This window comes from Flavobacterium hydrocarbonoxydans (genome assembly GCF_009789235.1).
Lineage (GTDB): Bacteria > Bacteroidota > Bacteroidia > Flavobacteriales > Flavobacteriaceae > Flavobacterium > Flavobacterium hydrocarbonoxydans.
Genome location: NZ_WSTB01000003.1, coordinates 91,191 through 117,041 on the forward strand (window position 1 = coordinate 91,191; position 25,851 = coordinate 117,041).

The following is a 25,851-nucleotide window of genomic DNA, read 5'->3' on the forward strand; positions in this document are numbered from 1 at the left end:
TACAAACCTTTCCCCAACAATTCGTATGAAATTTGTATGTTTACATCACAAAATTACAACATCGTGTCAGCACCCAAAAAAGCCTTATTTAACTGGAGCAGCGGAAAAGATTCTGCTCTTGCTTTGTATAAAATTCTACAAAATCCTGATTTTAAAATCGAATATTTACTAACAAGTGTCAACGAGAAATACCAGCGTATTTCGATGCACGGTGTTCGTGTTGAATTGCTTGAAGCACAAGCAAAAAGTATTGGTTTACCACTCAAAATTATGCAAATTCCCGAAATGCCAACCATGGAAGTTTACGAAGAGGTAATGACCAAAACTTTGACCGAACTGAAAAATGAAGGCATTACACATTCCGTTTTTGGAGATATTTTCCTGGAAGATTTACGAAAATACCGTGAAGATAAATTGGCAGAAATGGGTTTTGAAGGTGTTTTTCCGATTTGGAAAATTCCGACCAAAGATTTGATTCAGGAATTTATCCGTTTAGGTTTTAAAACCGTTGTAGTTTGTGTAAACGAACGTTATTTGGACAAAAGTTTTGTAGGCCGAATTATCGATCAGGATTTTATAAATGATTTACCAGAAAATGTAGATGTCTGTGGCGAAAATGGTGAGTTTCATACATTTTGTTATGATGGACCCATTTTCTCAAAGCCGATAAATTTTGAAATCGGTGAAATCGTGTATCGCAAATACGAAAAACCTGAAAAAGAAGATTCATCAGATACAGCTTGCGATACGAGTGCATCAGATGCTTTTGATTTTGGATTTTGGTATTGTGATTTGATTTAATAAAAAAAGAGATTACGTAGATGAATCTATCCAGGTTTTTAAGAACCATAAACCCTTTCTTTTTTCAAAAATATAATCGACATAAATCCCATTATTTATTCCGCGTTGTTCAATAATAACCGAATTGCTTTTTAAAATTGTTTTTTGAGTATAATCCCGCTCTTCTTTACTTTTATTAAGGTTAAGGATTATATAATCGCTCTTTGCAATACTATAATCTACTAGTTCATAATCATCATTATTTAATTTTACGGTGAGCGGAAACTTTATTCTGCTCATCTGAAAACTCTTATCTGCATTAAATTTTTTAAAAAAGGAGTTAAATTCTTCCGAACCCGCCGATTTGTTTTGAGCTACAATGCAATGGGCAAAAACCATTACAAAAATTAATAAAAATTTCTTCATTATTCAGCATACATATTTAAGAGATTGGTAACCGTATTCCAGTTTCTGATGGTCGCGGTAACATTAAGTTTTTTCTCGATATATTTTTGGTCGAATCTGGTTTTTCCTGCGCCAACAGCGTATTTTATAAAAATTCTGTTACCGTCAATACTCGCTTCATCCGGCTTAAACTGACTTACTTTCAAATCATTTATATTTTCTTTTTTTAATGAAATTGAAACAAAAGCCACGTATAATCTCTTCGCATCAACATCTTTTTCTTTCAAAAAAGGACTGTTTTTAAAACACAATTCTAAATCTTCTTTCGAAATTACCACCGCAGGAACATCATGACCAAAGACTTTAAAAATTTCCTGTTTGATCATAAAACCCACTTTCGAAGCGCTTTCTTCCTCAGTATCCACAAACACATTTCCGGATTGAATATAGGTTCTTACATTTTGAAAACCAATATTTTCCAACATGTTTTTCAGAGCATCCATTTTTATCATGTTGTGGCCTGAAACGTTTATGCCGCGTAAAAGTGCTAAGTGAGTTGTCATTGCTATAAAAAATTTAATTCTCCAAAGATATTATTTTATAAACTTCAAATCGTCTGATTTTCAAATTTCCTAATTAAAATCTATCTTCGCCTTTCATATCAATGGCAATATCAAAAATCAATTGCAATATCAATATCAATTACAAAAATCAATTGCAATATCAATTACAAAAGTCAATCAAAAAAATCTAAACTCTAAAATCTAAACTCTAAAATCTAAAATTACCTAAATGAATCTCCTTGAAACTCCCATTGAATACTTAAAAGGCGTTGGTCCCAGTCGTGGTCAGCTGCTTCGTAAGGAATTGGGAATTCATAAATACGGCGATTTGGTTAATTTTTTTCCGAATAGATATATTGACAGAACACGTTATTATAAAATAAACGAACTTCAGAATACAGGTGCAGAAGTGCAGATTATTGGCAAAATCATCAATATAAAAACAGTTGAATTTGCTAAAAACAAAAAGCGTTTGGTCGCCACTTTCGTGGATGATACAGGGCAAATAGACCTGAACTGGTTTCAGGGACATAAATGGATTCGGGAGAGTTTGAAACTGAATGAAGTTTGTGTGATTTTTGGAAAATGTTCCTTATACGGAAGCCAGTTTAGTATGGCGCACCCTGAAATTGAACTTTTATCAGAACACGAAAAAAGCCTTCGTTCGGCCATGCAGCCTGTTTACCCATCAACAGAAACTTTGGCAAATCGAGGCATTTCGAACCGGACGATTAACAAGCTGATGGAACAATTGTTTATCGAAACACAAGCTTTGTTTACCGAAACTTTTCCGCCTTATTTGATTGAGGAATTAAAGTTGATTTCGAAAAAAGCAGCTTTATTCAACATTCATTTTCCAAAAAGTACCGAGGCTTTGGCGAAAGCGCAATTCCTATTAAAATTTGAAGAATTGTTCTTTATTCAACTGCAATTAATCACAAAAAACTTAATTCGAAAACATAAAATAAAAGGCCATCCGTTTACCAAAGTGGGGGAATTTTTTAATGAATTTTATCAAAATCATCTTCCTTTTGATTTGACCAATGCACAAAAACGTGTTGTAAAAGAAATTCGTTCAGACATGGGGAGCAATGCCCAAATGAACCGACTGTTACAGGGAGATGTGGGGTCCGGAAAAACCATTGTGGCTTTTTTGAGTATGCTTCTGGCAATTGATAATGGCTTTCAGGCGTGTTTGATGGCACCTACTGAAATCTTAGCCAATCAGCATTTTATTGGTTTATCAGAATTAGCAAAAACACTAAATATCAACATCAAAATATTGACTGGCTCAACCAAAACTGCAGCCAGAAAAATACTTCACGAAGAACTCGAAAATGGTTCTTTGCAAATCTTAATTGGTACACACGCTCTCTTAGAAGACAAAGTAAAATTCCAGAATTTAGGTTTGGCCGTAATTGATGAGCAGCATCGTTTTGGTGTGGAGCAGCGTTCTAAATTGTGGAAGAAAAACGAGATTCCGCCACACGTTTTGGTGATGACCGCCACTCCTATTCCGAGAACGCTGGCAATGAGTTTATACGGCGATTTGGATATTTCTGTGATTGATGAATTGCCGCCTGGAAGAAAACCTATTCAAACCGTGCATAGATTTGATAGTAATCGTTTGAAAGTCTGGAAATTCCTGCGTGATGAAATTGCCAAAGGAAGACAAATTTATATTGTATATCCGCTGATTCAGGAATCTGAAAAGATGGATTTCAAGGATTTGATGGATGGTTACGAAAGTATTTCCAGAGATTTCCCACTGCCTCAATATTCGATTTCGATTTTGCACGGAAAAATGAAACCCGCCGATAAAGATGCTGAAATGAAACGCTTTTCAGAAGGAAAAACCAATATTATGGTGGCTACAACGGTAATCGAAGTTGGTGTAAATGTTCCGAATGCGAGTGTTATGATTATCGAAAGTGCGGAACGTTTTGGATTATCTCAATTGCATCAGTTACGTGGTCGTGTGGGTCGTGGTGCCGAGCAAAGTTATTGTATTTTGATGACGAGCCACAAATTATCAAGCGACAGTAAAACACGGATGGAAACGATGGTACAAACCAATGATGGTTTCGAAATTGCCGAAGTTGACCTGAAACTTCGTGGTCCCGGCGATTTGATGGGAACTCAGCAAAGCGGTGTTTTAAACCTTCAAATTGCAGATATTGTTCGTGACCGTGATATTTTGGCTTTAGCCAGAAACTATGCCATGAAAATCCTGAAAGAAGACGCTCCTCTTCAAAAACCGGAACACGCTGTATTAAAAGCTGTTTTTATTGAATTGACGAAGAAAAAAAATATTTGGAATTATATTTCGTAAACATTCTGAGTCGCAAAGCCTCTAAGGTTCTAAGTTTTTTTTAAAACCTAAAAAAAATGATTCTTAGCAACTTAGAACCTCAAAAACTTAGTAGCTTCAAAAAAAATCACTTTCCAATTAAACCTTTCATCAAAAAAGATATCTAAACTAGAATAGTTTTGTCTGAAACCTATATAACAGCCAGATTTATAATGTTATTATTTGTACATACAAATGTTAAATAAAAGCTAACATCTAGTGTATTCGTTTCAAAAAACTAAATTTGTAATCTTACTAAAAACGCATCCCAAAAACAACATTTACCTAATTTTATGAAAGTAAAACACCTAGTTTATGCCTTACTTATCATCGGTCTTGGAGGATTTATTGCCTACAGAATTGTATCGAATAAAAGTAAAAATGACGACCAAAAAAAATCTGGAGACAAAAACGCTACAACAACTGTAACAGGAATTGTAGTCAAAACTGCCACTTTTGATAATAATTTATCACTTTCGGGTTCTATTGAAGCCAATGAACAAATCGAAATTAGAAGTGAAGTTTCTGGTATTGTCGAAGGAATTTATTTTACCGAAGGCAGTCATGTAAATAAAGGTCAGGTACTTTTTAAGGTAAATGATCTTGAATTGAAAGCACAACTAAGACAAGCTTCAACCAGAGAAGGTTTAACTGCTGAAAACGAAAGACGTGCTAAACTTTTACTTCAAAAAGAAGCCATCAGTCAGGAAGAATTTGATGTTGCCAGAGCCGATCACGCTTCGGCGCAAGCCCAAACACAATTAATAAGAGCCCAAATTGCTAAAACTTCTGTAAAAGCACCTTTTTCAGGAAAAATTGGTTTACGCTCTATTTCGCCGGGAACTTATATTACACCAACAATTTTGGTTGCAAAATTAGTCAACACCGGAAAATTAAAAATTACATTTTCTATTCCTGAAAAATATGCCACTCAGGTAAAATCAGGTTCTACAATAGATTTTACCGTTTCGGGTTCAACAAAAGTATATTCGGCAAAAATTTATGCCATCGAACCAGAGGTCGAAGTAGCGACACGTACCTTGCAGGTTCGCGCCATTGCTGATAACCTTGACGGGAAATTATTTCCAGGGACTTTTGCTGATGTAAAATTACCATTGGATATTATAAAAGATGCTATTGTCATTCCATCTGAAGCAATAGTGCCTGTACAAAACGGAAAAAAAGTATTTATTTCGGATATGGGCAAAGCCAAAGAAGTGATGGTTGAAGCCACTACCCGAACAGATGCTTCGATCCTGATTCTTTCTGGATTGAAAGCGGGTGACACTTTGGTTACAAGTGGTGTGATGTCTTTGAAAAACGAAGCTCCGATAAAAGTTAATGTAAAGTAGTGAGTTATGAGTTGTAGGTTATAAGTTTTCAAAATCTGCAATCAAAAGTCTCCAATCTAAAATCTAAAATCTCTCATGAGTTTATCAACTACAAGTATAAAAAGACCTGTTTTAACCATCGTACTGAATCTTCTGATTATTCTGTTCGGTTTTATTGGTTATACTTTTTTGGGTGTTCGGGAATTCCCCTCGATTGACCCTGCGCAGGTTTCCATCAGAACCAATTATACCGGAGCCAATTCGGATATTATAGAATCTCAAATTACGGAACCCTTAGAAAAAGCTGTAAATGCCATTGACGGAATCCGAAATATAACTTCTTCGAGCAATCAGGGAAGCAGTAATATTACCATAGAATTTAATCTTGACAAAGACTTAGAAGAAGCGGCAAATGATGTTCGTGACAAAGTTTCGCAAGCCATCAGAAGTTTACCACAGGATATCGATGCACCACCAGTAGTTTCTAAGGCTGATGCCGATAGTGATGCCATTATTTCGATGACTGTTCAGAGTGATTCCAGAAGTTCATTAGAATTAAGTGATTATGCCGAAAATGTTATTTCGCAACGACTGGAAACCATTCCAGGGGTAAGTGGTGTGCAAATCTGGGGACAAAAGCGTTATGCCATGCGTTTATGGATTGATCCTGTAAAACTGGCTGCTTATGGCTGTACCGTTGCCGAAGTTCGTGATGCCCTGAACGCCCAAAACGTAGAGTTACCATCCGGAAAGCTAACTGGAAACAATACCGAACTGACGGTAAAAACCATCGGAAATCTATCTAAACCCGAAGAATTCAACAATATTATTATCCGTACGGAAGGGGATAAAATTGTTCGTTTTAGCGATGTTGGCGGAGCCGAACTAGGGCCTGAAAATATAGAAACCAAACTGAGTCAATCGGGTCTTCCGATGATTGGTCTCGCAATTGTTCCGATGCCCGGAGCTAATTATCTGGACATTTCAGCTGAATTTTATAAAAAATTTGAAGCATTAAAAAAAGATTTACCAAAAGATATCAAACTGAATATTGCGCTTGATAATACCATTTTCGTAAAGAAATCAGTATTAGAAGTGGCAGAAACTTTAGGTATTTCAATTTTACTTGTAATCATCATTATTTACCTATTCTTTAGAGATTGGGCCATTGCGTTCAGACCTTTGATTGATATTCCGGTTTCGTTGATTGCTACCTTCTTTATTATGTGGCTTTTCGGGTTTTCGATCAATGTATTAACTCTTTTAGCTATTGTTCTCGCTACAGGTTTGGTGGTAGATGATGGAATTGTAGTTACCGAAAATATCTTCAAAAAAGTAGAAGAAGGAATGTCGCCGATTGAAGCTGCGATAAAAGGCTCGAACGAAATATTCTATGCCGTAATTTCGATTTCGGTAACCTTGGCTGCGGTATTTTTACCGGTAATTTTCTTAGAAGGTTTCGTAGGCCGACTCTTTCGGGAATTTGGGGTCGTGATTGGAGCTGCCGTATTAATTTCGGCCTTTGTATCCCTGACTTTAACGCCCATGTTGAATGCTTATTTAATGAAAGGGGGCGAACAGAAAAAATCTAAATTTTATGTTCTCACTGAACCTTTTTTCGAAAAACTGAATAGCGGTTATGCGGAATCTTTGCAAAAATTCATGAACAAAAAATGGATTAGTTTTCCAATTCTAATTGCTTGTTTTGGATTAATTTATTTGTTTTTTACGATTCTTCCCAAGGAAACCGCTCCGTACGATGACCGTAGTTCGGTAACAATGCGTATGACTACACCTGAAGGATCTTCGTATGAATACACCGATCGATTTATGCAGGAAATTTCGAGATTGGTTGACGATTCTATTCCGGAGAAAAAAGTAAGTTTGGTCATTACAGCACCTGGTTTTGGAGCTTCGGCTACTAATACTGGTTTTGTCAGGCTTTCATTAAAAGAACCAGACCAAAGAGAAAAATCTCAAAAAGATATCGCCGATCAATTGACTAAATGGACTAAGAAATATCCGGATGCCAAAACATCTGTAATTCAGCAGCCCACAATTGCAGTAAACAGACGTGGAGGTTTGCCAATTCAATATATTATTCAGGCGCAGAATTTTGAAAAACTAAGAGAAAAAATTCCTTTGTTTATGGAAGAAGTGGGCAAAAGTGATGTTTTCTCCATTTCTGATGTAAATTTAAAATTCAACAAACCCGAAATAAATGTGAGTATCGACCGTGAAAAAGCCGAAAGTTTAGGTATTTCGATTATTGATGTGGCGCAAACATTACAACTTTCGTTGAGCGGACAACGTTTTGGTTATTTCATTAAAAACGGAAAACAATATCAGGTAATTGGGCAATTTGATCAAAAAGACCGTTCGAAACCACTTGATTTAACGTCAATGTTTGTTAAGAATAATAAAGGCCAATTGATTCAGATGGATAATGTTGTTACGGTTGAAGAACAAAGTAATCCGCCGCAATTGTACCATAATAACAGGTATATGTCGGCCACGGTTTCGGCAGGTCTGGCACCCGGAAAAAGTATTAGTGACGGAATTGATGCTATGAATCAGATTAAAGCCAAGGTTTTAGACGAAAGTTTTACGACCGATTTAAGTGGAGAATCCCGTGATTTCGTCGAAAGCAGTTCGAATACTTCTTTCGCTTTTGGATTGGCGCTTTTATTGATATTTTTAATATTAGCTGCACAATTTGAAAGTTTTATAGATCCATTGATTATCATCTTAACAGTACCAATGGCGGTAGCGGGAGCCTTATTTTCACTTTGGTTATTCAATCAGACCTGGAATATCTTTAGCCAGATTGGAACCGTAATGCTGATTGGTCTGGTAACCAAAAATGGTATCCTGATTGTAGAATTTGCCAACCAATTACGCGAACAGGGAAAACCAAAATTAGAAGCCATTTTAGAAGCTTCAGAAGCACGTTTACGCCCTATTTTGATGACGAGTCTGGCGATTGCTCTAGGAGCCTTACCAATTGCAATGTCATTAGGAGCAGCTTCTACGAGTAGAATTGGGATGGGAGTTGTAATTGTGGGAGGAACTATTTTCTCTTTAGCATTAACCCTATTCGTAATTCCTGCTATTTATTTGATGTGGTCGAAAGCCAGAAAACATTATCCGGAATTTGATCATATCGAAGAATACGAAAAAGCCGTTAAATAAATATAATCACCACGAAATGCACCAATTGTCACAAATTCAACATCAAAAATTAGTCGAAATTGGTGCAAATCCTGGCAGATTTTAAAATAATTCGTTTACAATAATTCATTTTATGAAAACTAAAAATATAGTAAAAACCCTGATTTTATTTTTGTTTTGTATGGCAAAAAGTAGCGCGCAGGAAGTCCTGACTATCGAAGACGCTATCAAAATTGCTTTAGAAAATAATTTCGAAATTAAGATTGCCAAAAACACATCCAAAATTAGCGAAACCAATGTAACCATTGGAAACGCTGGTATGCTGCCTACGGCTACTGCTTCGGTAGTGGATAATAATAGTATTCAAAATTCATCTCAAACACGTCAGGATGGTACTTCGACATCCTTAGATAATGCCAAAAATAACAGTTTGTCTTATGGTGTAAGTTTAGGCTGGACCATTTTTGACGGAATGAAAATGTTTGCCAGATTAGATCAGCTAAAAGAACTTCAAAAGTTAGGTGATGCTGAACTTAAACGAACAATTTTAGTCAAAATCGGTCAGGTAAATTCGGCTTATTATGATTTGGTTCAGCAGCAACAGCAATTGGCTGCTTTGGATACCACAATTGTTATTTCGACTCAAAGATTAGATTTGGCTAAAAACCGTTTCAGTATTGGAAAAGCTTCAAAATTAGAAGTTTTGAATGCTCAGGTCGATTTAAATTCCGATCAGGTGGCATTGCTAAGACAAAAAGAATCCTATGCCAATGCGAAGATTTTACTAAATCAGTATTTGGCACGTGATCCAAAAGTGCAATTTACAGTCACTGATTTGGTTACTGTTGATGAAAAATTGGTTTTTGCCGATTTATTAGATTTGGCACAAAAACAAAATCCGGCGTTAGAAGCACAAATTATTAATAAACGAATTGCCGAATTACAATTGAAACAAGTAAAAGCGGACCGCTACCCAACTGTACAATTGACTTCAGGATACAATTTTAATGAAAGTCAATCCAGTTTAGGTTTTACCAGCGAAGCTTCATCCAGAGGTCTGAATTATGGCTTTAATGCTACGCTGAATATTTTTGACGGATTCAATCAGCATCGTAATGAAAAAATTGCCAAACTGGATATCGAGAATACTCAAATTGCCATTGAACAGCAAAACATGATACTGAACACACAATTGAGTACTGCTTTTCAAACCTACTTAACCAACTTAGAATTAATTGGTTTAGAAGAAGATAACGAAGAAATTGCAAAACAAAATTTATCGATTACTTTGGATAAATTTAGAATTGGAACCATAACCACTTTAGAATTCAGAACGGCACAGCTTAATTATGTCAATGCAAAAGTACGTTACAGCAATGCACAATATCAGGCAAAATTATCTGAAATTGCTTTGAAAGAATTAGCTGGAAATATCAATTTTTAAATTATTTTTGTTTCAAAAAATACTTAAATGACTTCGTATAACCCAAAAGACTGGTTTAGTTTTATTTTCCATTTTAGCAAAGCTGATACTTTTCGAAAGCTGATTCCTGTAATGTTTTTTATAGGTCTTTATTCCGGAGCTATTGCTTATCTCGAAATCGAATATTGGGATTTACCCGAAGACAGTCACGTAAAAAACATCTCGCTCATGCACAGCATGCTGGGATTTGTAATTTCGTTACTTTTGGCCTACAGAACCAATACCGCTTATGATCGCTGGTGGGAAGGGCGCAGAATGTGGGGAAGTCTGGTTAATAACAGTCGTAATTTCGCTATAAAACTTTCGGTTATTTTAGCGGATGAAAAAGACAGAACTTTTTTTAGGAAAATAATTCCTGCCTATGCTTCTATTTTAAACAAACATTTAAAAGACGAAGAGACAGGAAAACAGCTTTTTGATGATGTCGATTTAGTTATTGATCATCACAAACACAGGCCCAATCAGATTGCTAAAATCATGGTTTCAAAAATTAATGATTTATATAAAAGCAATAAGATTACCGGTGATCAATTGATAACACTTAATGGAGAAGTTTCTTCTTTTACCGATATCTGTGGAGCCTGCGAACGTATTAAAAACACGCCTATCCCCTATTCTTACAGCGCTTTTATCAAGAAGTTCATTTTTATTTATGTACTTACTTTGCCTTTTGGATATGTTTTTTCATTAGGCTATTATGTAATTCCTGTGGTGGTTTTTATCTTTTATGTTTTGGCAAGTTTAGAACTTATTGCGGAAGAAATTGAAGATCCTTTCGGGACGGATGCGAACGATTTGCCCACACAAAAAATAGCCGAAAATATCAAAAAACATGTTGAAGAACTAATTTAAAAATTGAATCTATAATTCACACTGTTTTTTTGTACTAAAAAAGCTGTTTTTACATTCGTTTCTTACTTTTATTTTATCAAAAAAACCTTTATTTTTATGACGTAAAAAACAAAAAATTGTTTCTTACTCACACAATCAATCCTTATATTTGCACCCTTATTCAAGAATAATAAAATTATCATGAAAATATCTTACAACTGGTTAAAACAATTCATAAAAACCGACTGGACATCTGAGCAAACCTCTGAGCTACTTACCGATTTAGGCCTGGAAGTTGAAGTTGTTGAAAAATACGAATCTATAAAAGGAGGTTTAGAAGGTGTAGTTGTAGGACATGTATTGACTTGTGAAAAACACCCGGATGCGGACAGGCTAAACATTACCACAGTAAATATTGGTTTAGAAGAACCAATTCAGGTGGTTTGTGGTGCTGCCAATGTAGCTGCTGGACAAAAAGTTCCTGTTGCAACCATTGGAACCATTTTATATGATAAAGACGGAGAACCTTTTACTATAAAAAAAGGAAAAATTCGCGGGCAGGAAAGCCACGGAATGATTTGTGCCGAAGACGAACTAGGTCTTGGAACAAGTCATGACGGTATCATGGTTTTAGATGAAAATTTAGAACCTGGAACTCCGGCTGCTACTGTTTTTAAAATTGCAAATGACGAAGTTTTCGAAATTGGTTTGACACCTAACCGTGCCGATGCTATGAGTCATTATGGTACCGCACGCGATTTAAGAGCAGGAATGTTGCAACGCGGCGTAAACGTCGAATTGATCACACCATCTGTGAGCAACTTTAGAGTGGATATGCGTACGCTAAAAATTGATGTTGTTGTAGAAGAGCCCATTTTAGCACCAAGATATTGTGGTGTTACTATTTCGGGGATTTCTGTTGGAGATTCGCCAGCCTGGTTACAAGACCGCTTAAAAGCAATTGGATTAACTCCAAAAAATAATATTGTTGACGTTACTAATTATGTTTTACACGAATTAGGACAACCTTTGCACGCCTTTGATGCTGCAAAAATCAACGGAAAAGTGATTGTAAAAACACTTCCGGAAGGGACTAAATTTGTGACTCTGGATGATGTCGAAAGAACATTACACAAAGAAGATTTAATGATTTGCGACGAAAAAGGACCGCTTTGTATCGCAGGTGTTTTTGGTGGAAAAAAATCAGGAGTTTCTGAAGGAACAACTACTATTTTCTTAGAAAGTGCTTACTTCGATCCGGTAAGTGTTCGTAAAACTGCCAAAAGGCATCAACTAAACACGGATGCTTCTTTTAGATTTGAAAGAGGAATTGATCCTACCATCACGGAGTATGCTCTAAAACGTGCTGCACTTTTGATTCAGGAAGTAGCTGGCGGAACCATCACGTCTGATGTTGTAGAGATATATCCTAAAAAAATAGAAGATTTCTCTGTTTTATTAAACTTTAGTCATGTTTCTAAAATCATTGGACAGGAAATTCCAAAAGATACCATCAAAAAAATATTGGTTTCTTTGGATATAAAAGTAAACAGTGTATCCGATTCCGGTTTAGGATTAACCATTCCGGCTTATCGTGTTGATGTACAGCGTGAAATAGATGTTATCGAAGAAATTCTGAGAGTTTACGGTTATAACAATATCGAATTTTCGAAAAAATTCAATGCAACGGTTTCAAATTCACCAAGAACGGAAGATTACAAAGTTCAAAACAGTATCGCCTCACAATTGAACTCACAAGGGTTTCATGAAATGATGGCCAACTCTTTGACTACTTCTGCTTACGCGAAATTATCTGCTGTTTTAAAAGAGGAACACAATGTTACGATGCTGAATCCGTTGAGCAATGATTTAGCAACAATGCGTCAGTCTTTATTATTCTCAGCTCTTGAAGCCGTTTCGTATAATATCAACCGTAGAAATTCGGATCTAAAATTATTCGAATTTGGGAAAACTTACCATAAATACCTAAACGGATACGAAGAGCACAAACATCTTAGTTTATCGATTTCAGGAAATAAAAATAAAGAAAGCTGGACAGCTGTTCAAAAACCGACTGATTTCTTTTTATTAAAAGGATATGTTGATGGAATTTTAGCACGATTAGGAATTACTAAAATAGCCAATACACCTACACAATCTGATATTTTTTCAGAAGGAATAAACATCATTTATAATAATGATACTCTGGTAGAAATGGGTGTTGTTAAAAAATCAATTCTAAAGCATTTCGGAATCAAGCAGGATGTTTATTATGCTGATTTCAACTGGGATTTGGTTCTGAAAATAATTACCGGAAAAATCAAATACACAGAGATTCCTAAATATCCGGAAGTTCGTAGAGATTTAGCTTTGCTGATTGATCAAAAAACTACTTACGAAAGTATTTATAATTTGGCCAAACAAACTGAAAAAGGACTTTTGAAAGAAGTAAATCTTTTTGATGTTTACGAAGGTAAAAACTTGCCAGAAGGCAAAAAATCGTATGCACTTAGTTTTACGATTCAGGATAATACAAAAACATTAACGGATGTTCAGATTGATAAAATCATGCAAAAACTGCAACAAACTTTCGAAACAGAGTTGGGTGCAACTTTAAGATAAAATTGCTTTTTTAGCAAAACAAAAACCGACAATTCGCAAAAATTGTCGGTTTTTTTTGTTCCTATATTTAACCTATAAGATATCGGTTCCAAACCTGATCTCCTAATTTTTGAAGACCAGGACCTAAATCTTTCGTTTCCAGCTTTTGTTGGGAATTATCATCAAAAATTATTTCCAAATATAATCTTCCAAATTCTTCAGAAACATTCCATCTGCCTAAATTCCTTGAAGAGCTTTCACTAGGAAGGGAAAGTCCTCCACCGGAAACGCTTCTGAAAGAATCATATTTATAAACAGCACTAAAATCAGAATACAGAAAAATAGCATGTTTTATTTCCTCATACCAGCCTCCGCCAGAATAATCCCTGTCGCTATTTGCTTTTTCTAATCGTAAAACTTTATTTGCCAATGTATTGACCATTTGGCTAACTAGATAACTCATGACTTTATAATTTAAACAGATTAATTATTTTTTTTACGAGGCAAATTTCAAATATGACTTCTGAAGTTTTTCGTCATATTTATTGGTTTTATAAGCAGGGCCATTGTATCGCAATGCAAATTCTGCCCATTTTTTGTTTCTTAACAATGTAATCAAGTTATTTTTTTCAAGAAATAAACCAAAAGCCTTAAGATGTTCGCCTTCGTTTAAATACATTTTCTGAACAAAATCATCAATATTGGGATACCCTATGGCAACAGCATTAAACCCCATAATTTGAAACAATCCCCAAGAAGCAGAGCAATGTGCCGCATCACTGAATTTTTTATCTGTATTTAGCCCTATTGCCTTCTGTAATCTTGAATACTCAGCCTGTCCTCCTACATAATGGCTTCGGGTGTAATTCGGGAACAGAATATTTTTAGTATTAGCATTGACATAAGCACTGCAATTAACATTTCTCTTTGTGAGTTCTTTCCAAAAAATATGTCCTTCAAATAAAATTTTAGGACGTCCATCAACTAAAAAACCTTTTCCGCCGCTTTCTACTTCATTAACTGCTTTTACAACAGCCAATTCTAGATTGTAAGCATTCGAAAAGTCAATCAAATTTTGCTCAGAAAGCAGTTTTTCATTAGCCAGCAATCCATTATTTGTTTTTTCAAAAAGTATAGACCAGGTTTTTAGCCCCACTATTCCATCAACAACCAACTTGTTTTTCAATTGAAAATCTTTTACGGCTTTATCTGTTGCTGTGCCAAAATGGTTCGAAACAACAACATTGTAATTGAGTTTTGCTAAAAGTTCATTCAAATAATAAACCTCGCTGGATTTTACTCCGAATTTTATAGTTCTCATAGCTCATAAATTTTAAATTAAAATTATTTTTGAAGAAGATGAAAAACCAACCTCATTTATGAAATATATTTACTTATCTTTTGCATCAGAATAACCGTTTAATGGATCATATTTATAAAAAAAAGAACTAGAGAAATAACCAATACTTTGATTGCTAAACAATAAATGAAATATCCGAAAGGGTTTGGGTGTGACATGATTCAAAAAATTTAGTTTTTAATTAGTTTAGAAAATTTATTTGACGGTTCGTTTGATTGATAAAAAATGATGGTGTAAAATTGATTTTTTATAAACAATTACAAAACAGCCACTTAACCCTTTTTGTTAAGTATTTTTACCTGTACAAAAAAGGGTGTTTTCCCCCTTGTTCTTATAAGTGGATTAAAATATTTTTGTCGAAAGATTTTATTCTAAAAATGTAGCTAACCACTATTTTTAACTAATTAATTATTTTAAAATTAAAAAATCATGAAAAACCCTCCAGCAAAACCAACCCAGCTAATTACAAAAGAATTCGCTAAAGAATTGAATTTGAATTACACCAAAAAAAGAGATAAACTAACGGCTAAATCGGCTAAAAAAGAAGATGCAAATGCCATTTGGTATTCTTTGGAAGCTTTAGAAAATTATATTCACTACATCAAAACACAAGGAGCTGAAGATGGCTACGAAGTTGATGGAATCCGATTTTATTTTGGCGTTTATCCCGACACTAAAGAACATGGCGAAAAAGCAGGTCTAACGACTCTTTTCTTAGCTCCGACAGGGAAAAAAGTAGCAAAAGAAAAAGAAGCAGAAACTGAAACTGAAACTAATCAAATTAACACATTCGCAAAAGTAGCTGCAGCTGCGCCATCTGCAGATATTCAAAGCCTCGACCCTATGAACTATGGCAACATCGGAAGACCGCCAAGTTTGTTTTACTAAACTTTAATTATGTTTGAATTTTTAAGATCTTATATTGTTTATTTAGCTTTATTATCAGGAATTATTGGCTTGTTTAACCTGCCTAAACTTCCTAATAATAAGGCTAAATTTTTAGTAGCTTTAATTTGGTTTTCTGTACTTACAGAAGTGGTAGGATATTATTTTACCGAATGGACAGGCTACTTAAATTATTATGTGTATAACTGTTATATGTTTATCTCCTTTTCAGCCTATATTTTACTCATTCGAAGCTATCTCACTAAAATCCAAAATAGAAATACTGCCATATTATTTTTAATCCTTTTTATAGCTTCGTGTTTTTTAAATTTCCTATACTTTAAAGACGACGTAAATCAAGCCTTTACCTATAGTTTTTCTGCGGGTGTATTGCTTTTTATGATTTTATCTTGCTTATATTTGGTAGAAATTTTCAATTCGAAAAAAATACTAAATTTTAAAAAATCAGTTTTTTTTTGGTATCTTCTTGGCATACTGTTATTTCACGTACCATTTTTACCTTTTATGCTTGCCATAAACTGGTTTTTAATAAAACAAGACGATTCTATATTTAGCCTGGTTTTATTTATTCTTAATTTCTTAGCACATAGTTGCTTTATAATAGGATTTATATGGAGCGAAAAGAGATACAATTATTAGTTATATCGTTAGGTATTGTTTTCTTAACTTTACTGATAATTCTTCTTGTAATATTTTTTTATTTTCTGAAGAAAAAAAACAATTATCTGGTTGAAAAAATGGAATCAGAACTTTATTTTCAATCAGAACTCATTAAAACACGCATTGAAATTAAAGATCAGACACTAAGCGAAATTAGTAAAGAATTGCATGATAACATTGGTCAAATCATATCAGTAGGTATAATGCAGCTCAATATGTACACCCAGGACGAAAAAGCAATTCAGCCTAACGAACTGAATGATTTGAAAGAAGTTTTAGCTAAATCATTAGATGAAATCAGAGTTTTATCACGTATTATAAATAAAGACAATTTATTACAAACCAACTTCATCCAAACTATCCGACAGGATTTAGAACGAATAAAAAAATTAAAAAATATTCAGTATCACTATGAATTCATAGGAGAAATTCCGGAAATAAACGTAGAACATGAGTTGTTTATCTATCGAATTTTCCAGGAAACTTTGCACAACAGCCTAAGACATTCACACAGCGAAAAATACGAAGTCAGTATTGTAACCTCTGAATCTTTTTTTAAATTAATAATGAAAGATTTCGGAATTGGTTATGATGCACAGCTGGTGAGTTTTGGATCAGGATTAAACAACATGAAATTGAGAGCCAAACTAATTGGTGCCACACTAATTATAGAAACAAATACATCAGGAACAACCGTAACACTAGAATATCCTTTATTAGCAAATGATGAGAACTATAACCAAACATAAAATTATTATTGTTGATGATCATCAGCTTTTTTCGCAATCATTACAACTTTTAATCAATAGTTTTAAAGATTTTGAAGTCATTAATCGCTTTGAAAATGGCAAAGTTTTTATATCGCACTTACAAGACAACCCTGATCTTGAAGTTGATTTAATTTTATTAGATGTAAATATGCCTGTTTTAGACGGCATAAGTACTATGAAATGGGTTAAGGAAAATAACCCAAATCTTAAAGTCATAGCGCTTTCAGTAAATGATGATGAAGAAATTATTATCAAAATGATTACAAATGGCGCTAAAGGCTATTTATTAAAAGATACTTCTCCTGAAATTTTTAAAGAAGCAATGATCTCAGTTATCGATAAAGGCTTTTATTTTACAGAATCTGTATCTGGAATTCTGGTAAAAAAAGCCAATAATGACTCTAAAAAAATCAATCTAAAGGAAAAAGAAATCCTTTTTATACAATATGCCTGTACCGAAAAAACCTATAAAGAAATCGCATCTGAAATGTGTCTGAGTCCGAAAACAATTGATGGATACAGAGAAAGTTTATTTGATAAACTCGAAATCAAAACCCGAATTGGATTGGTCTTATACGCCATAAAGCATAAAATTGTACTTGTTTAATCAATAACTGAGTACTGAAAAAATAGGGTGCTTCATAATTTTATCTCTACCATTCAAAAAAGTCAGCTCCATCAGGAAATTGCATTGCACGATTTCGCCTCCCAATTTCTCAACCAGCTCACAAACTGCTTTTGCTGTGCCTCCAGTGGCCAAAACATCATCGTGAACCAAAACCTTATCTCCTTTCTGTATTGCGTCTGTATGTATCTCCAGGCTGTCAGAACCATATTCTAACTCATACGAAGCCGAAATGGTTTCGTAAGGCAATTTATTAGGCTTTCGAACCGGAATAAATCCTGCATTGAGTTCTTGCGCTAAAAGCATACCAAAGAAAAAACCCCGGCTCTCTGCTCCTACTACCTTATCTATTTTTTGATTTTTTAGAGAATTCACTAAAATTTTCAGGCATGCTGTCCTCGCAATTGGGTCATTTAGCAGTGGAGTTATATCTTTGAACAAAATTCCTTCTTTAGGAAAGTCCTGAATATCACGTATATAATTTTCTATCTTCATTTTTTTTAATTTTTCTGTAATTTTTTGCTTGTTTATCTCACATTTATCTCTATATTTGCACCCGCAAACAGCGTTTACCAAAACTACAAAAAATAGTTTAGTAAAAAAATAGGCCTCGTGGCGCAACTGAATAGCGCATCTGATTACGGCTCAGAAGGTTACTGGTTTGAATCCAGTCGAGGTCACAAATAAAATCCTTAAACATACTGATTATCGGTAGTTTAGGGATTTTTTATTTCTATATTTGTACGATTTTTGTATTATAGTTTTAAAGTTCCCATAAAAAGTACGATTCACGGCAAAATAAATCTGTCGTTTTTAACTTCAATTTTACACTTTTTGCACCAAATCAAAATACCAATACAGATTTAATTGCATTGTGTTTGATATTACAACTTAATTATTAGTTGCGCACTCTGTACACGTGATGAGATAGGGATATATTCATTTAAAATCATTAATGATATTTTTAACGGTGAAGTTACGATGAGGATTGACCCTAATATTACGCTAATGGATTAAATTTGAAAAAAGTTGATTAATCAAATCGTTACGCACGCGAATAGATAGGAATGAACTCTTTATTTCCGAACCATTACGCGCGCGCGTATCGTTTTACTTTTGATATTAATTTGACCTATACGCGCGTAACAGATAGTTGCATATTGTATTTCCCTATCTCATTACGCGTAACAGATAGTGCAAAACAAATCATTAAAAAACCATTAATGATTATTCACAACGGTAAGATTACGGTTAGCATTAAACCATAAAAAAAACCGCTCATCTCTGAACGGATATGCTTTTACATCATAAATAATTTTTCAATTGTTCCTACTGGAAAACTATCAGCTTTAAGTATTTTATTATTTAGCCTTTTGAAACGTTTCGTTTCTTTGCCGTTGTAATGCGTTTTAAAATACTTTTTAAAACGTTCTTCATATACGTCATCTGAAAGGTAACACGCATCAAATATTTTACTTAAATCCCTATTCTTTTTACTTTCTATTTGTTTTGAATACATTAATCCGTTAAACGCTTCTCGATGTAAAAAATAGCCACTATGCAAATATAATTTTCTGCATTGCTTTTTTGTGTTTGGACAAACAAAATATAAAATTTCTCCTTTGCCTAAATTCGATGGTGTACTAATAATTTTAACTTTATAATTTCTCGGTTCTCCATCTGTTTTATAATCTAAAATTATATAAATTTCAAAATCATTCTTGGTTACGGAAATGCCTATATTAGAATATGGCACTCCGTTTCTGCTCCAGCTTACTGTACCCGATTTAGTACCATTATAAGTTAAGTAATCCCATTCTTTTAGTTTCTTGATTGATAAACACAAACAGTCTTCAATCGTTGATGGATAATTTGCGTAACGTCCCATAGAGAATAACCTAAAATATTAAGGAATAATAATTAATTTTTTCATAGGCAAAATACAAAAAATCAAACTAATGACCTAAATACAAGTAATATTAACCTAGTATTTGCTAAATCATCCAAAATGCAAAACCATTTTTCTATTAACCCAAATCCTAAATCTGTTGTAGCTATTGGCTGTAGTTTTATTCTATTTCTTCCCATTTTATTTTTTCGTTCATCCAATTTGGGAAATCTTGTTGAGATAATTTAAAACTTGTGCCTTCATATTTATTTATCTTATTTAATAAACTATTAAAGTAATTTATTTCATCGACAGCTTTTGGTTGTGTTTTATTATAATAATTATGAAAATTAAAAAAGAAAGAGCCTAATTCATAAAAGAAATCTCTGTAAACTAATAAAAGCTCTTTGTTATTCTTATTTTTACTTCTATTTCTAAGATAGAAATTAACAATATTATTATTTAAATTTAAAGGAGTCTCAGTAGATATGTTTGTTGATGCACAAATGTGTTGTGCATTGTCAAATAAATAAGTTTCTGAAGCTCTATAACTATTCGATGATATTTCATCAAAATCATTTGAGGTAGCAACTTTCTGTAGTGAAATTTTAAAAAACCAATGTTTTTCAGTGCAAGATATGCGAATTAAATTTTTTCTAGCTTTAAAAATATTTAGAATAAATGAAGCTGTTGGCGACCAATTTTCAATAATTATCGGACAATTAACTTGTTTATAGACTGTAGAATAATCAATGTCATTATAGGTTGCGATAGGATCGAATGGACTCTCCTTTCTTAAAACAACTATATTTTCAAATTTGAAGGTTTCTTCTATAGGTATATGGTTAATTACCTTACCATCATAAACTTTAACGAATAGATTACTGTGCATTAAACTCAAGATTTCTTCATCATAAATCAAATAAGATTCAAAGTAATAACCAATAAAATCTCGACATAATTTATATCTTGTTTCAGCTTCTTTGTTTTTCCAATTATCGAACACTTTCTTTAAAATTATCTTGTAGAAGTTCATGTATATTTCATCAAGTACGTTTCCGTTTTTAATTTTATACCTTCCTAAATCTATTTCATTTTTATGTTTTAGATTTATTTTACCTAATATACTTTTAATTTGTAAACTCTGAAAACTACCTACATAAATTCCTTTTTGAGATACTTCAATTACAGAAGTTCTATATGTCCCTAAAGCATCATATCCTTTAATTGGAATGAATGTATTGTCCTCTTTGCTCATTAATAAACCTAGCGCTCCTTCACAATATTCATCCGAAAACTCTGCATCAACTGTTATTAAATCTTTTAAAACTTTTTTGTATTCTCGTTCAATATTTTTTTCAAGTAAAATAACTTTATCAACTTCAAATATTTGTGAATTAACTATTTCTTCATTTTCATTAAAAACAACTTTAATAGGAAAATCTAAAAACCTGATATAATGTCTTATTTGTTTAACTAATTCATCAATTTCTAATTCTTCGGATAGGTGAATTGTTATTGTTGTGCCTACATTTGACTTATTTGTAGAATCAAAAAAGTAAAAGTAATTTTCAGCATTCTTTGTAACTCGAAATTTTAATGTCTCTTTTGAGTCTTGTGTTGTTTCAACATCAAAATAATCACAAAGTAAAAAGTATGAAAACACTCCAACCCCAAATTGGCTTATAGCCTCAAATTCATCTGAAATTTTACTTTCTGCATAATAACTTTTTGAAAGTTTCGCGAAGTAATTTTCTACAATGAAGTCATCCATTCCAATTCCATTGTCAGATATTATTAGCATATTATCTTTTAACTTTACACACAATTCGGGTATGTAGTCAGATTTATTGAGATGTAATTTGAATCTACAACTATCAATGGAATTTTGCAAACACTCTCTGATTGCTACAAATTTGTTGTCATAAATATTGGCACCAATGAATGTATTGATAGTGTTTTGTAAATCAAAAGAAAAACCTATATTTTTTGGAATGAACCCAATTGTTTGAATGTCTTTTTCAAGTTTTACAAAATCAATTTTTAAATTCCTTTCATTCGAAGGTAACATTGTTATAACTTTTTGAACGTATTTAATGACATCTTCTATTTTCTTGTAATGTTTAAGAAGAGCATAATATATGTCTTTATCAGAACATTTGGCAGTAATTTTTATTGTTTGGTGCCGGAAATTGACAAAATAGTTAGCTTTGTGTTTATCCCACTCTTTCTTACTTATTATATTTTCAGGAAGATACTCACTATATAATAAGTCAGGTGTTCTATCATTTGTAATATCAAGTTCATCTGCAATTCTTATGATTGTAGCTAAATACGGAAGGCAGACGTAATCAGTTCCGCTTTTCACTATAAATTCAGGTTTATATTCTTCAAAATTCAGGAGATTTACAACTCTATGTCCCATGCCAACCATTCCAATAGCATGCGCATAGGTTTCATTTATAATTCCTAATTTCTCCCAATGAGTTGTGATGTATTCAAATGAAAGTTCATGATGAATTTCTCTTAAGTAATTTTCAAATGATTTATTGCTTTCAATAAATTTATGACTTTCTAATATTCTGCTTTTCATTTTTGGCGTTGGACACATTCCAATATCATGCAGAAAACCAGCCATTATAAATATATATATCTCGTCTTGATTAAGCTTGTTAAGTTCTTCACCCATTACTAATTCAGCATAAACAATAACAGACTTTGAATGATTTATAGAATGGTCGGTATAATCAGGAAAGTTCGTTATGAATCCTTGCAAAATTGGGGTAATCTGTTTTTCGCATTTTTCAATACTGTAATTGAAATCTGCACAATCTTTAATTTTATCTAAGAATTTTTTCATTAATGTTTATTTTGTTTAATCGGTCTATTTTCCAATTACCGCCAACGTTCCCGAGATACAAGCGGTTTAGCAATAAATCAATTCCTACTTTCGGATTTGACAAATCATCCCAATACATTGTAGTAGATTTTACATTATATCTAATTAAGTTCTTTTCTCCTGAGAATTTCTTCAATTTTTAGAATATATTCCATTCTTTTTTTTTGTGGGTCTGAATACTCGTTTTGTAGACCAAAAACACCTTTGTTGCTCGATACTTCTTCGCCGTAGTAATTTACAAGTGTACTCATTGCTGAAAGCTTAGCTGAAATTTTCAAATTTTCTGCTTGTCTATTTAGCGCCCTTTCTGCTCTTTCTTGAGCTTCTGCTGTTCGTCTAAGTTCTTCTCTTGTTTCAACTAGCTCTTGTCGCTGAAGTGTTAACTCATTTTTCTGTAAAAGTATTGTTAGAATTATTCCCGCTAAAGCTAAACCAGAAAATAAGGTATTCAAACCTCCAAACATATTGCTAAAAGCTTCTAATTCTTCTTTAGATTTTCCACTCATGAGCCAGTAGGTTAATATTAAGCTTAGAATTATTCCTAAAGCGACGAAACCGCCGATTTTCATAATTTTTTCTTCAGTAACTTTCATGTCTTGATATTTTTGGTTTGAGTATCGCTGTTAACTTTATACGTGTGACACAAAGCCGTTCAAATTGGGTAGAAATGTGTGATAGGATTTTTTAAACATTATTTACTTCCAAATATATATATTTTTCTTTATAAATTATCAAAATCAAACTCGGGTAATATTAAATTTTGATTTGGTTTATTTATTGGCTTTATAGCTTGTTTACTTTCCTCAATTTTATGATACTTTAAATATTCTGTAAAAAACGGTTCGCCTTTATAAAATGCTTCTTCAGTAGAAATACAATTAAAAATACTTTTACTTAAATCCGTATCAAAACTGTTTTCTATATCTGTATTAAACTTAACTTCTTTTGTTGGCATTGCTTGATATAAATACTCAAAACAATTTACTCCAGCATCAATATTGTTTATTGTAATTTTCAAAACTTCTTCAATCAATTCAAGTTTTAACTGGTTTTGAATTTCTGTATCAGTTTGAATTTCCAATTCTGTAATTGCTCCAGCAATCTTGCTTAAAATCAAAAATAATTGATATACAGATTGTTTATTGTCTTGGCTTATTCCAAATGTTTGTAAGCTCTTTATAGTATCATTAATAAAGACGTTACAAACTTTTGTTTTTCTTGGTTTATAAAAACTTCCAGTACATAACAAATTAAATTTCTTAACAATAGCATACGTCAATAAATTATTTCGTTTATGCCCTATAATAGTATTCTCACTCAAAAAACCGTAATCATTATTTTGAATTCGTTCACGCATTAAATCAATCAAATTTTTATAATTCAATAAAATATTAATCTCTTTTATTGCTTTATTTTTTTCGTTTAAAAAATCAATATTTTTTTTGAATTGAGGTTTTCCAACAATATCAAAATCACGTTTTCTAAAGTTCTTTAAATCAAAACCATTGCTATTGTATTTAATCAGTCGTAAATAAGTCGCTCTAACATTAAAAACATAATTACTTTGTCTTCTTATGTGCTTCAATATTAATTCAAGTTCTAAAGGCTTTATTTTACGTTTATTCAAATGAAACAAAACATCTAACATATTTTCACAAAGTGAAATAAAAATTTGATTTGGATTTTCAACAAATTGTTTACGTGAATAGATTAATGTTTCGCTTAAATTGATTACTTCTTCTTTTATTTCTTCAACAAAATCATTGTAGTTATTTAGATTAAAGCCAGCACTTATGTACTCAAAATTATCTATGTATATTATAAAAGTATCCGTTTTGCCTTTGATTTGAGGTTTTTTGAAATCGTGTTTAGTTACCATATTTAAACCATTTGGCAAACTATTAATGTAAGCATACGGCAATCGCTTGTCTGATAAATAGAAGTTTTCTCTTATTACTGGTCTGTTAAGTTCTTTCAAACCAAAATCACAATTTGGGTCTACTCTTAAAATTTGCGGTTTTGTTTTATCATCTATAAAAAGTAGTGCATCGTGAAGCCGTGCGCCACGCTGTAAATTATTAATGTTTACAACATTATTTATTGCGGTTTCTTCTTGGTCAGTCATAAACGAAATAAATTTATATTTTTCGTTATGCGTATAGTATAACAAACCTGTACTTTGTTCATCTGTATAACCACAATTTAAGAAAAAAGCCTTTGTAAACTCTTTACTTTTATATTTACCACTATTGCAAATAGTATTAAACAAAATCTTTGCTTCACTCCTTGTTATGCCTTTTGTAAGCATCAAATTATTATAAATGTCATCTTTTAAATTCGCTCCTGTTTCAACGTCTAAAAATGTAGGGAACGCACTTTTTATGTCACATTCGATTAACTTAAACGGCGCTAATGGTCTTAATTGCCTTGACGTTTTAGGCAATGGATTATATTCTCTATGGTCTTTAACTGAAATATTAAAATGAGAAGTTGATAATTTCAATTCTTTGCATATTAAAAACAAAATACCGTAATACCATTGACTAACCAATGTAAACCCATTAATCGGCATTGATTTTGACTTTCTATTATCAACATCACTATACTTTTTGTCTAAATAATTTCGATCAAAATTATACTTATCAATAGGTAGCTTTTCTCCAGTATTTATGTAGTGATTAACATAATCTATATGCTGGTGATGTCCAAAATATTGAGAATTAAAAAACCAAGCACTTTGTATTATTAGCCAGCAATGTTTGAATAATGGCGCATCAACTAATGAATAGAACTTTTCATCTAATTCATAAATTGCCGTATAGGTTGTTAAATTATTAGCATCAATAAACCCTTTAACCATTTCAATTGTATAGTACTTGTCTTTTATTTTATACGTGAAAATTTCACTATAAAAATAAGCCATAGCCAAAAGTGTAATTTCTGAAAACGATACACCAAAACCGCTTTTATTGTCGCCTTTCATATTGTTTAAAGCGTCCAAAAAATCAGTTTCGATATTCTTTGAAATACGGTTTTGAATATCGGTTTTTAAATTAGAATTATTATAAAAATCTAACTTAATCCATTCAGGAATATAAGTTTTGGGTACGGCTTTTTTTGTTGCCGTTTCCATAGCTTATATTTTAATAAATACACTTGAAACAATACTGTAAATGATTTGCTTAAAAGCACTAAAAACACTAAATTTGCTTTGCTTTAATACCTCAA

General features: G+C 32.7%; 21 protein-coding genes and 1 tRNA gene. 12 read left to right on the forward strand and 10 right to left on the reverse strand.

Going from position 1 to position 25,851, the window contains the following annotated elements:
• Nucleotides 1–36: 36 nt before the first annotated feature.
• The gene (locus GON26_RS06430) at nt 37–801 is read left to right on the forward strand and encodes a Dph6-related ATP pyrophosphatase (protein ID WP_160374273.1); all 765 of its coding nucleotides are present in this window, start codon (nt 37–39) and stop codon (nt 799–801) included.
• Nucleotides 802–813: 12 nt separating this feature from the next.
• Here GON26_RS06430 and GON26_RS06435 read toward each other — a convergent pair whose 3' ends face one another.
• Both GON26_RS06435 and GON26_RS06440 read right to left on the reverse strand, forming a co-directional pair.
• A complete protein-coding gene (locus tag GON26_RS06435) occupies nt 814–1,206 on the reverse strand; it encodes a DUF4348 domain-containing protein (RefSeq protein WP_160373920.1) in 393 nt (130 codons plus the stop codon).
• Complete coding sequence (locus GON26_RS06440; RefSeq protein ID WP_160373921.1) at nt 1,206–1,748, reverse strand: DUF1697 domain-containing protein; 543 nt, start codon at nt 1,746–1,748, stop codon at nt 1,206–1,208. Before GON26_RS06440 ends, GON26_RS06435 begins: the two co-directional genes overlap by 1 nt.
• A gap of 229 nt (nt 1,749–1,977) precedes the next feature.
• Here GON26_RS06440 and recG point away from each other — a divergent pair, with 229 nt between their 5' ends.
• The 6 genes from recG (at nt 1,978) to pheT (ending at nt 13,536) form a co-directional block, all read left to right on the forward strand.
• Nucleotides 1,978–4,080, forward strand: a complete 2,103-nt coding sequence (recG, locus tag GON26_RS06445; protein ID WP_160373922.1) for an ATP-dependent DNA helicase RecG — start codon at nt 1,978–1,980, stop codon at nt 4,078–4,080.
• Between the two features lie 311 nt (nt 4,081–4,391).
• The gene (locus GON26_RS06450) at nt 4,392–5,450 is read left to right on the forward strand and encodes an efflux RND transporter periplasmic adaptor subunit (protein WP_160373923.1); all 1,059 of its coding nucleotides are present in this window, start codon (nt 4,392–4,394) and stop codon (nt 5,448–5,450) included.
• Between the two features lie 75 nt (nt 5,451–5,525).
• Entirely contained in the window at nt 5,526–8,621 is a 3,096-nt protein-coding gene (locus GON26_RS06455; protein ID WP_160373924.1) for an efflux RND transporter permease subunit, read from the forward strand.
• A 112-nt stretch (nt 8,622–8,733) separates the two neighbouring features.
• Nucleotides 8,734–10,044, forward strand: a complete 1,311-nt coding sequence (locus GON26_RS06460) for a TolC family protein (protein ID WP_160373925.1) — start codon at nt 8,734–8,736, stop codon at nt 10,042–10,044.
• A gap of 27 nt (nt 10,045–10,071) precedes the next feature.
• The gene (locus GON26_RS06465) at nt 10,072–10,935 is read left to right on the forward strand and encodes a bestrophin family protein (RefSeq protein WP_160373926.1); all 864 of its coding nucleotides are present in this window, start codon (nt 10,072–10,074) and stop codon (nt 10,933–10,935) included.
• 180 nt (nt 10,936–11,115) lie between these two features.
• Nucleotides 11,116–13,536: a phenylalanine--tRNA ligase subunit beta gene (gene pheT, locus GON26_RS06470; protein WP_160373927.1), complete on the forward strand. Its 2,421-nt coding sequence runs from the start codon at nt 11,116–11,118 to the stop codon at nt 13,534–13,536.
• Nucleotides 13,537–13,603: 67 nt separating this feature from the next.
• Here the strand turns inward: pheT and GON26_RS06475 are convergent, their stop codons facing one another.
• Nucleotides 13,604–13,978 carry a hypothetical protein gene (locus GON26_RS06475; RefSeq protein ID WP_160373928.1) on the reverse strand — a complete coding sequence of 125 codons (375 nt, stop codon included), beginning with the start codon at nt 13,976–13,978 and terminating at the stop codon, nt 13,604–13,606.
• A gap of 33 nt (nt 13,979–14,011) precedes the next feature.
• Nucleotides 14,012–14,836, reverse strand: coding sequence for an N-acetylmuramidase domain-containing protein (locus GON26_RS06480; RefSeq protein ID WP_160373929.1), 825 nt, complete (start codon nt 14,834–14,836; stop codon nt 14,012–14,014).
• Nucleotides 14,837–15,304: 468 nt separating this feature from the next.
• On the opposite strand from GON26_RS06480, the gene GON26_RS06485 reads away from it, so the two are divergent.
• From GON26_RS06485 to GON26_RS06500, 4 genes are all read left to right on the forward strand, one after another.
• Complete coding sequence (locus tag GON26_RS06485) at nt 15,305–15,763, forward strand: hypothetical protein (protein ID WP_160373930.1); 459 nt, start codon at nt 15,305–15,307, stop codon at nt 15,761–15,763.
• 9 nt (nt 15,764–15,772) lie between these two features.
• Entirely contained in the window at nt 15,773–16,420 is a 648-nt protein-coding gene (locus GON26_RS06490) for a hypothetical protein (RefSeq protein ID WP_160373931.1), read from the forward strand.
• Nucleotides 16,421–16,518: 98 nt separating this feature from the next.
• Nucleotides 16,519–17,190 (forward strand): sensor histidine kinase, encoded by a 672-nt coding sequence (locus GON26_RS06495; protein WP_230407902.1) that lies wholly within the window; start codon nt 16,519–16,521, stop codon nt 17,188–17,190.
• Nucleotides 17,168–17,818 (forward strand): response regulator transcription factor, encoded by a 651-nt coding sequence (locus tag GON26_RS06500; protein ID WP_160374274.1) that lies wholly within the window; start codon nt 17,168–17,170, stop codon nt 17,816–17,818. The genes GON26_RS06495 and GON26_RS06500 overlap by 23 nt, the downstream gene beginning before the upstream one ends.
• Here the strand turns inward: GON26_RS06500 and GON26_RS06505 are convergent, their stop codons facing one another.
• Complete coding sequence (locus tag GON26_RS06505; protein ID WP_160373933.1) at nt 17,819–18,331, reverse strand: adenine phosphoribosyltransferase; 513 nt, start codon at nt 18,329–18,331, stop codon at nt 17,819–17,821.
• A 111-nt stretch (nt 18,332–18,442) separates the two neighbouring features.
• Between GON26_RS06505 and GON26_RS06510 the strand changes: the two genes are divergently transcribed.
• Nucleotides 18,443–18,516 (forward strand) — tRNA-Arg (locus GON26_RS06510).
• Nucleotides 18,517–19,136: 620 nt separating this feature from the next.
• On the opposite strand, the gene GON26_RS06515 is transcribed toward GON26_RS06510, so the two are convergent.
• The 5 genes from GON26_RS06515 to GON26_RS06535 all read right to left on the reverse strand — a co-directional run bounded on the left by GON26_RS06515 (nt 19,137) and on the right by GON26_RS06535 (nt 25,756).
• Nucleotides 19,137–19,724: a hypothetical protein gene (locus tag GON26_RS06515; RefSeq protein ID WP_160373934.1), complete on the reverse strand. Its 588-nt coding sequence runs from the start codon at nt 19,722–19,724 to the stop codon at nt 19,137–19,139.
• Between the two features lie 181 nt (nt 19,725–19,905).
• A complete protein-coding gene (locus tag GON26_RS06520) occupies nt 19,906–22,584 on the reverse strand; it encodes an HD domain-containing protein (RefSeq protein ID WP_160373935.1) in 2,679 nt (892 codons plus the stop codon).
• Nucleotides 22,565–22,759 carry a hypothetical protein gene (locus GON26_RS06525; RefSeq protein WP_160373936.1) on the reverse strand — a complete coding sequence of 65 codons (195 nt, stop codon included), beginning with the start codon at nt 22,757–22,759 and terminating at the stop codon, nt 22,565–22,567. Before GON26_RS06525 ends, GON26_RS06520 begins: the two co-directional genes overlap by 20 nt.
• Nucleotides 22,725–23,216, reverse strand: a complete 492-nt coding sequence (locus GON26_RS06530; protein ID WP_160373937.1) for a hypothetical protein — start codon at nt 23,214–23,216, stop codon at nt 22,725–22,727. Before GON26_RS06530 ends, GON26_RS06525 begins: the two co-directional genes overlap by 35 nt.
• 128 nt (nt 23,217–23,344) lie before the next feature.
• A complete protein-coding gene (locus tag GON26_RS06535; RefSeq protein ID WP_160373938.1) occupies nt 23,345–25,756 on the reverse strand; it encodes a hypothetical protein in 2,412 nt (803 codons plus the stop codon).
• Between the last annotated feature and the right edge of the window lie 95 nt (nt 25,757–25,851).

What these genes read in the sequence shown, in the direction of transcription:
- GON26_RS06430 (WP_160374273.1), top strand. Translation starts at nt 37, where the DNA reads ATGTTTACATCACAAAATTACAACATCGTGTCAGCACCCAAAAAAGCC.
- GON26_RS06435 (WP_160373920.1), bottom strand. Translation starts at nt 1,206, where the DNA reads ATGAAGAAATTTTTATTAATTTTTGTAATGGTTTTTGCCCATTGCATT.
- GON26_RS06440 (WP_160373921.1), bottom strand. Translation starts at nt 1,748, where the DNA reads ATGACAACTCACTTAGCACTTTTACGCGGCATAAACGTTTCAGGCCAC.
- recG (WP_160373922.1), top strand. Translation starts at nt 1,978, where the DNA reads ATGAATCTCCTTGAAACTCCCATTGAATACTTAAAAGGCGTTGGTCCC.
- GON26_RS06450 (WP_160373923.1), top strand. Translation starts at nt 4,392, where the DNA reads ATGAAAGTAAAACACCTAGTTTATGCCTTACTTATCATCGGTCTTGGA.
- GON26_RS06455 (WP_160373924.1), top strand. Translation starts at nt 5,526, where the DNA reads ATGAGTTTATCAACTACAAGTATAAAAAGACCTGTTTTAACCATCGTA.
- GON26_RS06460 (WP_160373925.1), top strand. Translation starts at nt 8,734, where the DNA reads ATGAAAACTAAAAATATAGTAAAAACCCTGATTTTATTTTTGTTTTGT.
- GON26_RS06465 (WP_160373926.1), top strand. Translation starts at nt 10,072, where the DNA reads ATGACTTCGTATAACCCAAAAGACTGGTTTAGTTTTATTTTCCATTTT.
- pheT (WP_160373927.1), top strand. Translation starts at nt 11,116, where the DNA reads ATGAAAATATCTTACAACTGGTTAAAACAATTCATAAAAACCGACTGG.
- GON26_RS06475 (WP_160373928.1), bottom strand. Translation starts at nt 13,978, where the DNA reads ATGAGTTATCTAGTTAGCCAAATGGTCAATACATTGGCAAATAAAGTT.
- GON26_RS06480 (WP_160373929.1), bottom strand. Translation starts at nt 14,836, where the DNA reads ATGAGAACTATAAAATTCGGAGTAAAATCCAGCGAGGTTTATTATTTG.
- GON26_RS06485 (WP_160373930.1), top strand. Translation starts at nt 15,305, where the DNA reads ATGAAAAACCCTCCAGCAAAACCAACCCAGCTAATTACAAAAGAATTC.
- GON26_RS06490 (WP_160373931.1), top strand. Translation starts at nt 15,773, where the DNA reads ATGTTTGAATTTTTAAGATCTTATATTGTTTATTTAGCTTTATTATCA.
- GON26_RS06495 (WP_230407902.1), top strand. Translation starts at nt 16,519, where the DNA reads ATGGAATCAGAACTTTATTTTCAATCAGAACTCATTAAAACACGCATT.
- GON26_RS06500 (WP_160374274.1), top strand. Translation starts at nt 17,168, where the DNA reads ATGAGAACTATAACCAAACATAAAATTATTATTGTTGATGATCATCAG.
- GON26_RS06505 (WP_160373933.1), bottom strand. Translation starts at nt 18,331, where the DNA reads ATGAAGATAGAAAATTATATACGTGATATTCAGGACTTTCCTAAAGAA.
- GON26_RS06515 (WP_160373934.1), bottom strand. Translation starts at nt 19,724, where the DNA reads ATGGGACGTTACGCAAATTATCCATCAACGATTGAAGACTGTTTGTGT.
- GON26_RS06520 (WP_160373935.1), bottom strand. Translation starts at nt 22,584, where the DNA reads ATGAAAAAATTCTTAGATAAAATTAAAGATTGTGCAGATTTCAATTAC.
- GON26_RS06530 (WP_160373937.1), bottom strand. Translation starts at nt 23,216, where the DNA reads ATGAAAGTTACTGAAGAAAAAATTATGAAAATCGGCGGTTTCGTCGCT.
- GON26_RS06535 (WP_160373938.1), bottom strand. Translation starts at nt 25,756, where the DNA reads ATGGAAACGGCAACAAAAAAAGCCGTACCCAAAACTTATATTCCTGAA.